At 71.5% G+C, this 14265-nt stretch carries 14 protein-coding genes; 9 read left to right on the plus strand and 5 right to left on the minus strand.

Features of this window, described 5'->3' with window-relative positions:
- Window positions 1–328: 328 nt before the first annotated feature.
- Together ACIRSS_RS36905 and ACIRSS_RS36910 are read right to left on the minus strand one after the other, a co-directional pair.
- Window positions 329–2308 (minus strand): SDR family oxidoreductase, encoded by a 1980-nt coding sequence (locus ACIRSS_RS36905; protein WP_400903489.1) that lies wholly within the window; start codon window positions 2306–2308, stop codon window positions 329–331.
- Between the two features lie 59 nt (window positions 2309–2367).
- A complete protein-coding gene (locus ACIRSS_RS36910; protein ID WP_372670508.1) occupies window positions 2368–2571 on the minus strand; it encodes a hypothetical protein in 204 nt (67 codons plus the stop codon).
- Between the two features lie 206 nt (window positions 2572–2777).
- On the opposite strand from ACIRSS_RS36910, the gene ACIRSS_RS36915 reads away from it, so the two are divergent.
- Complete coding sequence (locus tag ACIRSS_RS36915) at window positions 2778–4001, plus strand: NAD(P)/FAD-dependent oxidoreductase (RefSeq protein WP_400903491.1); 1224 nt, start codon at window positions 2778–2780, stop codon at window positions 3999–4001.
- A 57-nt stretch (window positions 4002–4058) separates the two neighbouring features.
- On the plus strand, window positions 4059–4511 hold the full coding sequence (locus tag ACIRSS_RS36920) for a hypothetical protein (protein ID WP_400903492.1): 453 nt from the start codon (window positions 4059–4061) through the stop codon (window positions 4509–4511).
- Here ACIRSS_RS36920 and ACIRSS_RS36925 read toward each other — a convergent pair.
- The gene (locus ACIRSS_RS36925) at window positions 4413–5231 is read right to left on the minus strand and encodes a MerR family transcriptional regulator (RefSeq protein WP_400903494.1); all 819 of its coding nucleotides are present in this window, start codon (window positions 5229–5231) and stop codon (window positions 4413–4415) included. The two genes, ACIRSS_RS36920 and ACIRSS_RS36925, sit on opposite strands and share 99 nt — an antisense overlap.
- A 54-nt stretch (window positions 5232–5285) precedes the next feature.
- On the opposite strand from ACIRSS_RS36925, the gene ACIRSS_RS36930 reads away from it, so the two are divergent.
- Window positions 5286–5540 carry a hypothetical protein gene (locus ACIRSS_RS36930; RefSeq protein ID WP_400903495.1) on the plus strand — a complete coding sequence of 85 codons (255 nt, stop codon included), beginning with the start codon at window positions 5286–5288 and terminating at the stop codon, window positions 5538–5540.
- Here ACIRSS_RS36930 and ACIRSS_RS36935 read toward each other — a convergent pair.
- The gene (locus ACIRSS_RS36935; protein WP_400903497.1) at window positions 5530–6735 is read right to left on the minus strand and encodes a multidrug effflux MFS transporter; all 1206 of its coding nucleotides are present in this window, start codon (window positions 6733–6735) and stop codon (window positions 5530–5532) included. The two genes, ACIRSS_RS36930 and ACIRSS_RS36935, sit on opposite strands and share 11 nt — an antisense overlap.
- A 205-nt stretch (window positions 6736–6940) precedes the next feature.
- Between ACIRSS_RS36935 and ACIRSS_RS36940 the strand changes: the two genes are divergently transcribed.
- The 6 genes from ACIRSS_RS36940 to ACIRSS_RS36965 are packed head-to-tail and all read left to right on the plus strand — an operon-like array spanning window position 6941 to window position 13445.
- Window positions 6941–7792, plus strand: coding sequence for a fumarylacetoacetate hydrolase family protein (locus ACIRSS_RS36940; protein ID WP_400903499.1), 852 nt, complete (start codon window positions 6941–6943; stop codon window positions 7790–7792).
- A gap of 2 nt (window positions 7793–7794) precedes the next feature.
- On the plus strand, window positions 7795–9099 hold the full coding sequence (locus tag ACIRSS_RS36945; RefSeq protein ID WP_400903500.1) for an enolase C-terminal domain-like protein: 1305 nt from the start codon (window positions 7795–7797) through the stop codon (window positions 9097–9099).
- Window positions 9092–9838, plus strand: coding sequence for an SDR family NAD(P)-dependent oxidoreductase (locus tag ACIRSS_RS36950; protein ID WP_400903502.1), 747 nt, complete (start codon window positions 9092–9094; stop codon window positions 9836–9838). The genes ACIRSS_RS36945 and ACIRSS_RS36950 overlap by 8 nt, the downstream gene beginning before the upstream one ends.
- A gap of 36 nt (window positions 9839–9874) precedes the next feature.
- Entirely contained in the window at window positions 9875–10915 is a 1041-nt protein-coding gene (locus ACIRSS_RS36955; RefSeq protein ID WP_400903504.1) for a sugar ABC transporter substrate-binding protein, read from the plus strand.
- The gene (locus ACIRSS_RS36960; RefSeq protein WP_400903505.1) at window positions 10912–12435 is read left to right on the plus strand and encodes a sugar ABC transporter ATP-binding protein; all 1524 of its coding nucleotides are present in this window, start codon (window positions 10912–10914) and stop codon (window positions 12433–12435) included. Before ACIRSS_RS36955 ends, ACIRSS_RS36960 begins: the two co-directional genes overlap by 4 nt.
- Window positions 12432–13445: an ABC transporter permease gene (locus tag ACIRSS_RS36965; RefSeq protein WP_400903507.1), complete on the plus strand. Its 1014-nt coding sequence runs from the start codon at window positions 12432–12434 to the stop codon at window positions 13443–13445. Before ACIRSS_RS36960 ends, ACIRSS_RS36965 begins: the two co-directional genes overlap by 4 nt.
- 28 nt (window positions 13446–13473) lie before the next feature.
- Here ACIRSS_RS36965 and ACIRSS_RS36970 read toward each other — a convergent pair whose 3' ends face one another.
- Complete coding sequence (locus ACIRSS_RS36970) at window positions 13474–14205, minus strand: FadR/GntR family transcriptional regulator (RefSeq protein ID WP_400903509.1); 732 nt, start codon at window positions 14203–14205, stop codon at window positions 13474–13476.
- Window positions 14206–14265 lie beyond the last annotated feature (60 nt).

Raw genomic sequence — 14265 nt, forward strand, 5'->3', positions numbered from 1 at the left:
GCCCGGCACTCTCCCGGAGCCCGGCCCGCCGGGGGCGCGGGTGTTGGTCTTTAAGTCCGGCGTACCCCCCTCTCTCCAACCCCCACGACCGCTGACCTGCGCGGAAGCCGGAGCCGGGCACCCTCGGCCCGGCCCGGTCGTGCTCAGCCGGCCGTGGTCCGGGCCGTGCCGATCGCGGCCGTCTCATCGGCCGCGGCGAATCGTTCCCCAGTGGTGATTTCCGGCATTTCGAACTCCCCAGTTCACGCCCGTACCGGTGTACGGGACTCGCGCGAGGGTAGAAGTACCGTCGTCTCCAGAGCCAGGGTTTCCGCGGAATTCGCGGGGATCAAGCACGACGGCGCCAGATCAGGCGGGTGATCGCCGCCGCGACCGCCGCCGGCGCGGGCCGGCGGGGCAGCCCGCGCGCCTCGGGCGCGGACTCCGGCATCGCCCGGTACGCGAGGTGCGCGGCGAACCGCGCGAGCTTCGGCGCGGCGAGCGTCGCCAGCTCGGCGGCCCGGCCCTCCGGCAGGCTCAGGATCTCCGGCCGGTCTTCCAAGGCCTTCACGACGAGCGCGGCCGCGCGCTCCGGGCTGCTCGACGGGATGCCGCGGTAGCCGGTCGGCGCGATCATCGGCGTCCGCACCAGCGGCATCCGCACCGAGGTGAACGTGATGCCGTCCGAGAGGGTCTCGCGCCCGGCCGTCAGCCCGAACTCCTCCAGCGCCGCCTTCGACGCCAGGTAGGCCGAGAACCGCGGGGTGTCGGTCTGCAGGCCCTGCGTCGTCACGTTGACGACGTGGCCGAACCGCCGCCCGGCCATCGACGGCAGGAAGCCGAGGATCAGCCGCACCGGGCCGAAGTAGTTGATCGCCATCGTGCGCTCGAAGTCGTGGAAGCGTTCGGTGGACAGCGCGACCGAGCGCCGGATCGACCGGCCGGCGTTGTTGACCAGCATGTCGACCGCGCCGTGCTCGCCGAGGACGTCCTTGACCAGCGCGTCGACGGCGTCGCCATCGGTGAGGTCGCACGGGTACACCGCCGCCACACCACCGGCCGCGGTGATCTCGTCGCGGACCTCGGCCAGCTCCGACTCCCGCCGCGCCACGAGGATCACCTTCGCGCCCTTGCGCGCCACGGCGAGCGCCGACGCCCGGCCGATCCCCGACGACGCGCCGGTGACCAGCACCGTCCGTCCGGCGAGCCCGTGCTGCCGCCGGGCGCGGTCGGGGTCGAGGTGGGCCTGCCAGTACCGGTGGAGCGGCGCGGCGTAGTCCCGCAGCTCCGGCAGCTCGATTCCGCTGCCGAACAACGCGGTCGCCGTCCGCGCGGTGTCGAACACGACGTCCATGCTGAGGTGCGGCAGCACGTCCAGCGGGATGCCGAGCTCGTCCAGGACGGCGGCGCGGGTGGCCCGGCCGCCGGGGACGCGGTCGACGCCGTTCGCCGCCGCGTGGGCGAGCCGGGTGCCCACCCGCCGGACCACGCCGGACGGCCGCGCCGGCAGCACGGCGCGGATCGTGGGTCCGCCCGCGGCGCGCGCGAAGGCGTTGTAGACGGAGTTGAGCGACTGCGGCCGCGCGGCGGCGAGGTGGTAGGTCGCCCCGGACGGCGCGTCCCGGTGCATCAGGAACTCCATCGCCTCGACGACGTAGTCGACGGGCACCAGGTTCGTCGCGCCGAGGTCGGGGGCGGCGAGCGGCAGCCGCGCCGGCAACGCCGCCAGCCGCGAGATGGCGGGCAGGAAGAAGTACGGGCCGTCGACCTTGTCCATCTCGCCGGTGCGCGAGTCGCCGACGACGGCCGAGGGCCGGTAGACCCGGAACGGCAGCGACTGCTCGCGGACGAGCTTCTCGGCCTGGAACTTCGTCGCGTGGTACGGCGAGGAGAAGCGCTGCCCCAGGTCGAAGTCGGCCTCGGTGAACCGCCCGGCGTGGTCGCCCGCGACGGCGATCGAGGACACGTGGTGCACCAGGCCCGCCCCGGCCGCGGCGGCGAAGGCGAGCAGGTGCCGGGTGCCCTCGACGTTGGCGCGCCGGTTGGCCTCCTCGTCCGCGGTCAGGTCGTAGATCGCGCCGAGGTGGACGACGTGGTCGAGGTGGGGCAGCTGCGCGGCATCGACGCCGAGCCGGGGTTCGGCGAGGTCGCCGACCACCGGGTGCAGCTTCTCCGCGCCGGGCCAGGCCGCGGCCAAGGCGGTCAGGCGCTCGCGGGAGGTTTCGCGGACCAAGGCGTGCACGGCGGACGTCTCCGGCCGCCGCAGCAGGCGGGCGACCAGGCGTTTCCCGATGAAGCCCGTCGCGCCCGTCACGAAGTAGGTCGTCATGGCCGGTCCCTTCGGTAGGGGACCGACTCTAACCTACTGGAAAGTAGGAACGGTAGTTGTCAGGTTTCCAGCTGGTCGTCGGCGGTCGCCACGACGGCGTCGCGCAGGGCGGCGCGCAGCCGTCCGACGTCGAGCGGGCCCAGTACGGCCGCTTCACCCGGCGGCGCGACCAGCACCACCTTGTCGTTGCTGACGAACACCGTCACGTCCCTGCGCCTGCCGGCCAGATCCCGGCAGCCGACCGACCATTCGCCCCGACTCATGGTCGCCGCCCTCCGTTTTCTCCTGGTGGTCGTGCTTCCTGCGCAGGGGGGAGCGCCGCGCCGGGGTGCTATGACGCCGGTTCACCCGATCTGCCTACTCGCGAGTTTTCTCTTGCGCTTCGCGGATTTCCGGCGTATCCCCCGGTCGTGGCGACGCCCGTTCGGGAGTACCGTCCGCACCGTCTCGTCGACGTGGGAGGTCACTGATGTCGGAGCCGCGGAAGATCGTCATCGTCGGAGCCGGCCTGGGTGGCGCGACCGCCGCGGCCGCGCTGCGCGAACGCGGGTACACCGGCGAAGTCCTGCTGATGGGGGCCGACCCGCACCGGCCGTACGAGCTGCCGGCGCTGTCGAAGGGCGTCCTGCTCGGCAACGGCGACGAGCCCGACTGGGTGCACGAAGAGAAGTTCTACGCGGAGAAGGACATCCGCTTCACCCGCGGCGTCACGGCGACGCGGATCGAGCTGGGCGCCCGCCTGGTGCTGGACGACGCGGGCGGCGAACACCGCTACGACCGCCTGGTCCTGGCGACCGGCTCGCGGCCGCGGTCGCTCCCGGTCCCCGGCGGCGACCTGCCGGGGCTGTACACGCTGCGCAGCCTCGACGACTCGCTCAAGCTGCGTTCGGCGTTCGCCGAAGCGGAGCGCGTGGTGATCGTCGGCGCCGGCTGGATCGGCTCGGAGGCCGCCGCGGCGGCCCGGAAGCACAACGCGGACGTGACGGTCGTGGACCCGGTGCCGGTCCCGCTGGCGAACGTCGTCGGCGAGACGGTCGGCGGGGTGTTCCGCGACCTGCACGTCTCGAACGGCGTGCACTACCGGCTGGGCGAGCAGGTCGCGGAGATCACCGGCGGCCCGGACGGCGTCCGCGGCGTGCGGCTGGCCGGCGGCGACGAGATCACGGCGGACGTCGTCCTGGTCGCGGTCGGCGCGGCACCCCGGGTCGAGCTGGCCCACGCGGCGGGCCTGGAACTGTCCGACGACGGCGGGGTGTGCGTGGACGCGGGCCTGCGCACGGCGGCCCCGGACGTGTACGCGGTGGGCGACATCGCGGCGCACTTCCACCCCCGCTACGGGCGCCGGGTCCGGGTGGAGCACTGGGCGAACGCGAAGGACCAGGGCGCGCACGTGGCGCAGAACCTGCTGGGGGAGAACGAGCCGTTCCTCGGCTCGCCGTACTTCTTCACCGACCAGTACGACCTGGGGTGCGAGTACCGCGGCCTCGCGGACCCGGCGTCGGACGAGCTGGTGGTCCGCGGAGACCTGGCTTCCCGGGAGTTCACGGCGTTCTGGCTGCGCGACGGCGAAGTGGCGGCGGCGATGAACGTGAACATGTGGGACGACGGAGACGCGCTGGGAGCGTTGGTCGACGGACGTCAGAAGGTGACGGCGGAACAGCTCAGGACGGCGGATCTGGCGTCGCTCGGCTGAGACGTTCGCGGATCAGCGCGTCGAGCCGCCGCCAAGCGGGCGTCGTAGTCTCGGCGCATGAACAACACGCCTGCTTGGCTGACCATCGCAGTTGCCGGGACAACTGCGGTGGTCGCCTTGCTGACGGCGTCGATCACCACGTGGTTGACGATGAGGAACGCAAACCGGAGGTCGGCGAACGAGCTGGCCCTCCAGCGGGAGAAGTTCGTCAAGGAACTCGAGCACCAACGGGAACTGGAACGCCGGAAGCTGCTTTTCGGGTTGAGGTCGGAAATCTATCTGAAGATCACCCAGGTGTTCGCGGATGCCGTGAGCGCCCTTTCCGCCTCTTATGCCGATCAGGCCGGTGGCCACACGGAAACCGATGCCGAGCTGGCCGGCGCATTGCGCAGGTTGCAGGATCTCGTCACGTCATGCGTCATCATCGCTTCCGAAGAGGTCACTTCGACGGCTCGTACTTTCGGCGGCCGGCTCCAAGCGAGCAGGGATTGGCTCGCGTTGCGCGGGTGACGCGTTCGCCAGGCGTTCGCGGATCAGCGCGTCGAGCCGCCGCCAAGCGGGTGACGACGCGTTGACCGCGCTCTGCACCAGCGCCGGGATCGCGGAACCCCTTTCGTACGAGGGGAGTTCGGCGCCGTAGCGCGCTCGGGTGGCGGCGACGAGCCGCTCGGCCAAGGCCTCGACGCACGGGTCGTGCGGGTCGAGGTCGTGCGCCCCGTCGTACTCGAGGACCAGGGCCAGCAGGGCCGGATCGGCCAGCATCGCCGACTGGTCCCGGAAGTTCCGGTGCGCCGTCTCCGGGTGGGTCGCGAACACCAGCAGCCACAAGTCGTTCTGCAGCGCGACCCAGCGGTCGCTGAACCCGAGGCCGGGCAGGCTGGACAGGAACTCCACGACGTCGGCGGGCAACGCGGACAGCCGGCCGTCGGCGAGCTGCCGCAGCCTTTCCCGGGTGGCCCGCAGACCACGGATGCGGGCGGCCAAGTCGTCGTCGATCTGCCGCAAGGCATCCGAGAGCCCGCCGGAGCGGAGTTCGCGGATCCGCGCCAGCGGCACACCCGCCTCGGCCAGCGTGCGGATCTTGATCATCTCGACCGCGGCGGCGGCGTTGTAGCGGCGGTAGCCGGACGCGTCGCGCGGCGGCTCGGGGAGCAGGCCCTTGGCGTGGTAGACGCGGATCGTCTTGGTCGTCACCCCGACGTACCCGGCGAGCTGTCCGATGGTGAGCACCCCGCCATCGTCGCACTTGACGTTGCCCCAGGGGCAAGGTTGCACGATGGAGGCATGACCGACCACGAAACCCTGCGCGCGCTCGCCGACGAGGGCAACGAGACCGCGCTCGACCGGCTGGCCGACCTCGCCGACGCCCGCGGCGACGTCGAGGAGCTGAGCGAGCTGCTCGACGAGGGCTGCGACCACGCCGGTGCGCTGCTGACCCGGCGCGCGGTGGCCGCGAAAGACCTGCTGGAGCTGCAGCGCATCGCCGACGCCGGCCACGACCCGGCCGGTGAAGAGCTGGAACGGCTCCTCAGGAAGTGACTTCGCGCGCCAGCGTCAGGTAAGCCAGCAGCGCCAACACCGCGAAGCCCGCCATGGTCGCGGCCATCGGCACCGCCGTCCCCGGGCCGCCGAGCCCGACCAGCGGTGTCGCCACCGCGCCCACCACGAACTGCAGCACCCCCAGCAACGCCGACGCCGCTCCCGCCGACCGCGCGTGCGACGCCAGCGCCAGCGAGCTCGCGTTCGGCATCACCAGCCCGATGCTCGACACCAGCAGGAACAACGACACCAACAGGAAGGCCAGCGGCGCCCGGGACAGCGCGCTCACCAAGACGAGAGCCCCGCCGAGAACCCCCAGCAGCAACCCGGAAAGCAGCAGGACGCGTTCGCGCACCCGCCCGACGAGCCGCCCGTTGAGCTGGCCCGCCAGCACGATCCCGACGCCGTTCGCGCCGAACACCACGCTGTACGCCTGCGGACTCAGCCCGTACACACCCTGCAGCGCGAACGACGACCCCGAGATGTAGGCGAACATCGACGCGAACAGCAGCCCGGACGCCAGCGCGTACCCCGCGAACGACCGGTCCAGCGCCAGCCGCCCGTAGGTCCGCATCACCTGGCCGAGCCGCGACGGAGCCCGCGAAAGGGACGGCTCGGGCAGGAAGAACGCCACCACCGCGAGCAGCAGCGCCCCGAACGCCGTCAGCACCACGAACACCCCGCGCCACGACGTCCAGTTCAGCAGCTGGCCGCCGATCAGCGGCGCCAGGATCGGGGCCAGCCCGCTGACCAGCATCAACGTCGAGAAGAACTTCGTCATCGCGGTGCCGGAGAACAGGTCGCGCACCGTGGCCCGCGCGATCACGACGCCGGCCGCCGCGCCGAGGGACTGCACGCCGCGCGCCGCGACCAGCAGCCACGCGTCCGGGCTCACCGCGCACAGCACCGACCCCACGACGTAGAGCACGAGCCCGACCAGCAGCGGGCGACGGCGGCCGAGGGAGTCCGACAGCGGCCCGACCACCAGCTGGCCCAGCGCCAGGCCGGCGATGAACGCGGTGAGCGTCAGCTGGACCGTCGTGTCCGGCGCGTGCAGGTCGGCCGCCATCCGCGGCAGCGCGGGCAGGTACATGTCGATCGACAGCGGCCCGAACGCCGAGAGCCCGCCCAGGATGAGGACGAACTTCAGCTGCGACCGCCGGCTCGGCGCGGTACGTTCCGCCGTGGTGGTCATGCGCCTCCTGTCGCTCTCGACTTCGAGCAGCGACGCGATGACCTGCGGTATTCCGGCCTGTGATCGGTGACACGCCGTGCTCGAACGAGTACTGGACCGGTACTGATCCGATCAATTTTCCGGCCGATTGGGCGTCAGCTCTGGATCGAGCGAACCGGCTGCGATATACATCGGATGTCTGGTCGGGCGGGTGAAGGGAAAATCCGTGCAGCTTGTGCGTCTCGGGGAGCCGGGGAGTGAGCGTCCGTTCGTGCGTGCCGGCGACGGCACGACCTACGAGCTGGGCGGGATGACCGCCGACATCGACGGCGGGTTCCTCGCCACCGGCGGCGTCGCCCGCGTGGCCGCCGCGCTCGCCGCCGGGGAACTGCCCGTCGCTTCGGAAGCCGGTCTCCGCGTCGGCTCGCCCATCGCCCAGCCGGGCAAGGTCGTCTGCATCGGCATGAACTACCGCCGCCACGCCGAGGAAACCGGCGCGACGCCGCCCACCGAGCCGGTCGTCTTCATGAAGGCGCCGGACGTCGTGGTCGGCCCCGGCGACGACGTCCTCATCCCGCGCGGGTCGGTCAGCACCGACTGGGAGGTCGAGCTCGGCGTCGTCATCGGCAAGACCGCGCGCTACCTCGACAGCGTCGACGAAGCCCTCGAGTACGTCGCCGGCTACGTCGTCTCGAACGACGTCTCCGAGCGCGCGCTGCAGTTCCGCACCGCCCAGTGGGACAAGGGCAAGTCGTGCGAGAACTTCAACCCGCTCGGCCCGGCGCTCGTCCCGGCGGGTGAAGTGCCCGACCCCCAGGATCTCGGCCTGCGGCTGTGGATCAACGGCGAGAAGAAGCAGGACTCGTCCACCAAGGACATGATCTTCTCCGTGGCCGAGATCATCCACCACCTGAGCCAGGTGATGGTGCTGCGGCCGGGCGACCTGATCAACACCGGCACCCCCGAAGGCGTCGCGCTCGGGCAGCCCGACCCGAAGCCGTACCTGCGCGACGGCGACGTCGTCGAGCTCGAGATCGACGGGCTCGGCCGGCAGCGCCAGGTCGCGAGGCAGGCCTGACCATGGCGAAGATCACCGGTATGGAGGTCCTCGACGTCCGGTTCCCGACGTCGAAGGAGCTGGACGGCTCGGACGCGATGAACCCCGACCCGGACTACTCGGCCGCCTACGTCGTGCTGCACACCGACGGCGGCCCGGACGGCTACGGCCTCGCGTTCACCATCGGCCGCGGCAACGACGTCCAGGCCGCGGCGATCCGCGCGCTCGCGCCGCACGTCGTCGGCCGGGACGTCCCGGAGGACGCGGCCGCGCTCGGCGACCTGTCGCGCACGCTCGTCGGCGACTCGCAGTTCCGCTGGCTGGGCCCGGAAAAGGGCGTCGCGCACATGGCCGTCGGCGCGATCGTCAACGCCGCCTGGGACCTCGCGGCCCGCCGCGCGAACCTCCCCGTCTGGCGGTTCGCGGCGCGGATGACCCCCGAAGAACTGGTGTCACTGGTCGACTTCCGGTACCTGTCCGACGCGCTCACCGAGGCCGAGGCCCTGGAGATCCTGCGCCGCGCGGAACCCGGCCGGGCCGAGCGCGTCAAGCAGCTCGAAGCGCACGGCTACCGCGCGTACAGCACGTCGCCGGGCTGGCTCGGGTACGCCGACGCGAAGCTCGTCCGGCTGGCCGAGCAGGCGGTCGCCGATGGCTTCGAGATGATCAAGCTGAAGGTCGGCGGCAACCTCGAGGACGACGTCCGGCGGATGAAGCTGGCCCGCGAGACGGTCGGGCCGGACGTCCGGATCGCCGTCGACGCCAACCAGCGCTGGGACGTCCGGGCCGCGGTCGACTGGATGACCGAACTCGCGCCGTACGACCCGTACTGGATCGAGGAACCGACGTCCCCGGACGACGTCCTCGGCCACGCGGCCATCGCGAAAGCGCTTGCGCCCATCCGCGTCGCGACCGGCGAGCACGTCCAGAACCGGGTGGTCTTCAAGCAGCTGCTGCAGGCGGACGCGATTTCGGTGCTGCAGCTGGACGCCGCCCGCGTCGGCGGGTTCAACGAGAACCTCGCCATCCTGCTGCTGGCCGCCAAGTTCGGCGTCCCGGTGTGCCCGCACGCCGGCGGTGTCGGCCTGTGCGAACTCGTGCGGCACCTCTCGATGTTCGACTTCGTGGCGGTGTCCGGCGCCGACGCGGACCGCTCGATCGAGTGGGTCGACCACCTGCACGAGCACTTCACCGACCCGGCCGTCGTCGAGCGCGGCCGGTACCTCGCCCCGACCGCCCCCGGGTTCTCCGCGCGCATGCACGACGCCACGCTGCGCCGGTTCCGCTTCCCGGACGGTCCCGAGTGGACGGAGACCGCAAGTGAGTGAATTCGAGGGCCTGGTGGCCGCCGTCACCGGAGGCGCCTCGGGGATCGGCAAGGCCGTCGCCACCCTGCTGGCCGAACGCGGTGCGCAGGTGGCGGTGCTCGACCTGAAGCCGGGCGACGACGGCTTCCGCTGCGACGTCTCCTCGGACGACGAAGTGCGTTCGGCCATCGACGCCGTCGTGGAACGCTTCGGGCGCCTCGACATCCTCGTCAACAACGCCGGGATCGGCGCGCAGGGCGACGTCACGGGCAACGACGACGACGAGTGGCACCGCGTGTTCGACGTCAACGTCGTCGGCATGGTCCGGCTCGCCCGCGCCGCGCTGCCGCACCTCAAGAACTCGCCGTCCGCGGCGATCGTCAACACCTGCTCCATCGCGGCCTGGGCCGGCCTGCCCAACCGCGCGCTCTACTCGGCCACCAAGGGCGCGGTGCTCTCGCTGACCCTGGCGATGGCGACCGACCACCTGCCCGACCGCGTCCGCGTCAACTGCGTGTGCCCGGGCACGGCGGACACCCCCTGGGTGGGCCGGCTGCTCGACGCCGCCGACGACCCGGCGGCGGAACGCGCGGCCCTCGCGGCGCGCCAGCCGATGGGCCGGCTGGTCACCGCCGACGAGGTCGCGAACGCGATCGTCTACCTCGCCAGCCCGCTGTCCGCGTCGACCACCGGCACCGCGCTCGCGGTCGACGGCGGCATGTACGGCCTGCGTCCCCGCGGTCCCGTTCACCACGACTGAGAAGACTTGATTTCCGCTGTCATCAAGGAGGATGCGGTGCGCACGAAGGTGATCAAGGTGGCCGTTGTCGCCGCCTGCGGCCTGGTACTGGCCGCCTGTGGGTCCACAAAGGACAATGCCGCGGCACCCGCGGTGGGCGGCGGCGCGGGCGGCAAGGTCGGGGCCACGCTGCCCCTGCTGACCTCGCCGTTCTGGCAGGCCTACAACAACTACGTGCCGAAGATGGCCAAGGAAGAGGGCGTCGACGTCCTCCCGACGGTCAACGCCGACAGCGACCCCGCGAAGCTGATCACCGACATCGGCACCTTCCTCAACCAGGGCGTCAAGGGCCTGGTCGTGACGCCGCTGGACTCGGCCGCCATCGTCGCCGGGCTCAAGCAGGCCGAGAACAAGGGCGTGCCGGTCGTCGCGGTCGACGTCGCCCCCGAGAGCGGCAAGGTCGCCATGGTCGTGCGGGCCGACAACAAGGCCTACGGCACCAAGGCGTGCGACGCGATCGGGCAGAAGGTCAAGTCCGGCAAGGTCGTGCAGATCATGGGCGACCTCGCGTCGGTCAACGGCCGCGACCGCTCGGAAGCCTTCCGCGACTGCATGAAGTCCAAGTACCCCGGCATCCAGGTGCTGGAGATCCCGGCCGAGTGGAAGGCCGACAAGGCGTCCTCCGGCCTGGACAGCATGCTGACCGCGAACCCGGACATCAAGGGCGTCTACATGCAGGCCGGCGGCGTCTACCTCGCCCCGACCGAGCAGGCGCTCAAGCGCAAGAACCTGTTCTTCCCGGTCGGCGACCCGAAGCACATCGTGCTCGTCTCCAACGACGGCATCCCGCAGGAGCTGGCCGCGATCCGCGCCGGCGAGCTGGACGCCACGGTGTCGCAGCCGGCCGACGCGTACGCGAAGTACGGCCTGTACTGGCTGAAGAAGGCCATGGCCGGCGAGACGTTCAAGCCGGGCCCGACCGACCACGACAGCACCATCGTCGAGATCAGCCCCGGCATCCTCGAGGACCAGCTGCCCGCGCCCGTCATCACCAAGGACAACGTGGACGACAAGGCCCTCTGGGGGAACAACCTGTGACCGCGCTGCCCGCCGGCGAATCCGCCGTCCCGGTGGTCAGCGCCGTAGGAGTCGGGAAGCGCTACGGCCCCACCGTGGCGCTCCACGACGTCAGCCTCACCGTGCACCCCGGCGAGTCGCACGCGCTCGTCGGGCGCAACGGGGCCGGCAAGTCGACGCTCGTCTCCATCCTCACCGGACTGTCCGCCACGGACACCGGGCACGTCGAGTTCGGCGGCGAGCCGGCCCCGCCACTGTCCAAACAGGACGACTGGAAGGCGCGCGTCGCCTGCGTGTACCAGCACGCGATGGTCGTCCCGCAGCTCACCGTCGCCGAGAACCTGTTCCTCAACCGGCAGGCGGCCGGCGGGTTCTCGATCGGCTGGAAGTCGTTGCGGCGCAAGGCCCGCGAGCTGCTCGACTCGTGGGACGTCCACGTCGACGTCGACACCCCGGCGGGCGAGCTGTCGGTCGAGGACCGGCAGTTCGTCGAGATCGCCCGCGCGCTGTCCTACGGCGCCCGGTTCATCGTCCTCGACGAGCCGACCGCGCAGCTGGACAGCCAGGCCATCGAGCGGCTCTTCGAGCGGATGCGCCAGATGCAGTCGGGCGGGGTGACGTTCCTGTTCATCTCGCACCACCTGCACGAGGTCTACGAGGTCTGCCAGGCGGTGACCGTGCTGCGCGACGCGAAGCACGTGCTCACCGCGCCGGTCGCCGAGGTCGGCAAGGCGCGCCTGGTCGACGCGATGACCGGCGAACCGGGTGGCCTTTCGGTCCGCGACGCCGCTTCCCGCGAGTCGCTCGAAGACGACGCCGAAGAGATCCTGTCGGTGGACGGGCTCTCCGGCGACGGCTTCCGCGACGTCTCGTTCCGGCTGCGCCGCGGCGAGGTCGTCGGGCTCGCGGGCAGCAACGCCAGCGGGAAGCACCAGGTCGCCGAGACCGTCTACGGCCTGCGGACGCCGTCCGCGGGCACGGTCCGCGTCGACGGCTCGCCGCTGCGGCCGGGTGACATCCCGGCGGCGCTGCGCGCGGGCATCGGCTGCGTGCCGCGCGACCGGCACCACGAAGGCCTGGTCCTGGACCACTCGATCGCCGACAACGCGACGATGTCCATCCTGGACAAGCTGGGCCGCGGCGGGATCGCGTCGCCGCGCACCCGGTTCGCGAGGGCGTCGCAGGCTTTGAAGGACTACGACATCGTCGCCGCGAGCGCCGAGCAGCCCGTGTCGGACCTGTCCGGCGGCAACCAGCAGAAAGTCGTGCTGGCGCGGGCCTTGATCGGCGACCCGCGGGTGGTCGTGCTGATCAACCCCACCGCGGGCGTGGACGTGAAGTCGAAGGAGGCGCTGCTCGCGGTCGTGGACCGGGTGCGCGCCGAGGGAAAGGCGGTGCTGATCGTCAGCGACGAGCTGGACGACCTGCGCCTGAGCGACCGGGTCCTGGTGCTGCGCGCCGGGGCCGTGGTCGCCGAACACCAGGCCGGGTGGTCCGACGGCGACCTCGTGGCCGACATCGAAGGAGTCGAGCTTTCGTGACCGACGTGATGACCTCCCCGCAGACGGAGCTGCCCGCCCCACCCCGGCGCCGCAAAGCCGTCTGGCTGCGAGAACTCGCCCTGCTGCCCGCCCTGGTCGTCGTGTTCGTCATCGGCGGCCTGGTCGACGACACGTTCGTCGGCTGGAGCAACATCGTCAGCATCCTGACCGCGTCGGCGGCGCTGTCGCTGGTCGTGCTCGGCGAGTCGCTGGTGCTGATCACCGGGAAGTTCGACCTGTCGCTGGAGTCGACGATGGGCCTGGCGCCCGCGCTGGGCGCGATGGTCGTGATCCCGGCGGCCTCGGCCGGTTTCGGCGTCGAGCTGCCCGCCGCGATCGGCCTCTTGGTGATCCCGCTCTGCGGGGCACTGGTCGGGTTCGTCAACGGCTTCCTGATCGTGAAGCTGAAGCTGAACGCCTTCATCGTCACCCTCGCCATGCTCACCGTGTTGCGTGGCGTGCAGGTCGGCTCGACCAAGGGCAAGACGCTGTTCAACCTGCCGGACTCGTTCACCAACCTGGCGACGACGACGTTCGCCGGGCTGCCGATGTCGGTCTGGCTGGCGGCGCTGCTGTTCGCCGTGGCCGGGTGGGTGCTGCGCTACCACCGCGTCGGCCGGGCGCTGTACGCGATCGGCGGCAACCGCGAAGCCGCGCGGGCGGCCGGTGTGCGCGTCGACCGGATCGCGTGGGCGGTGTTCGTCGTCGCCGGCGTCCTGGCCGCGATCGGCGGGCTCGCGTACACGGGTTACGTCGGGGCCTTGGGCGCGAACCAGGGATCCGGCATGATCCTGCAGGTGTTCGCGGCGGCGGTGATCGGCGGCGTCTCGCTCGACGGCGGCAAGGGCACCCTCGTCGGCGCCCTGACCGGCGTCCTGCTGCTGTCGTCGGTGTCGAGCCTGCTCAACTACGCGCACGTGACGGCGGAGTGGCAGGGCGCGATCTACGGCGCCATCATCCTGGTCGCGCTGATCATCGCCCGGTACGCGGGCGGGAAGCCCCAGACCTGATGGTCAGCCCGTGATCATCGGATCACTGTCAGGAAGCTTCGGCGGCCGGCCCGTCGTCCGAATCGGGCACCGTCGGGTCGTCCGCGGTGCCCAGGGCGTTGCGCAGCCACTGCTCCACGCCCGCGACGTGCACGGTCGCCCACGAGCGCGCGAGCTCCGGCTCGCGCGCCGCGATGGCCTCGTAGATCGCCGAGTGCTGCTCCCGCGTCTTCGCGACCGCGCCCTCCTGGGTGAGGCCGCGCCAGATGCGGGCGCGAGCCGTCGGCCCGGAGAGGCTGTCGAGCAGCGAGCACAGCACCGGGTTGCCGGAGCCGTCGGCGATCTTGCGGTGGAACTGCAGGTCGTTCGCGACGAGCGCCTCGACGGTCGGCGAGTCCTCCAGCTCCCCGAGGAGCTGGCCGAGCTCGGTGATGTCGTCGTCGCTCATGTGCAACGCGGCGAGCGCGGTGGCGGCCGGCTCGAGGATCCGCCGCACGGCGAGGAAGTCCAGCACGGTGTCGTCGCGGTGGAAGTCGACCACGAACGTCATCGCGTCGAGCAGCAGGTTCGGCTCGAGGCTGGTGACGTACGTGCCGTCGCCCTGGCGGACGTCGAGCACCCTGATCAGGCACAACGCCTTGACGGCTTCCCGCAGGGAGCTGCGCGAGAGCCCGAGCCGCTGGGCCAGCTCGGCCTCCTTCGGCAGCCGGTCGCCCGGCGCCAGCTCGCCGGAGATGATCATGTCCTTGATCTTGTCGATCGCGACATCGGTGACGGGCATCGCGTCCGCCCTCCCTGCAACAGACCTCGGATGTTTCGGTGTTCGACACCAGCGTGCCAT

This window comes from Amycolatopsis sp. NPDC101161 (assembly GCF_044768185.1).
Classification (GTDB): domain Bacteria; phylum Actinomycetota; class Actinomycetes; order Mycobacteriales; family Pseudonocardiaceae; genus Amycolatopsis.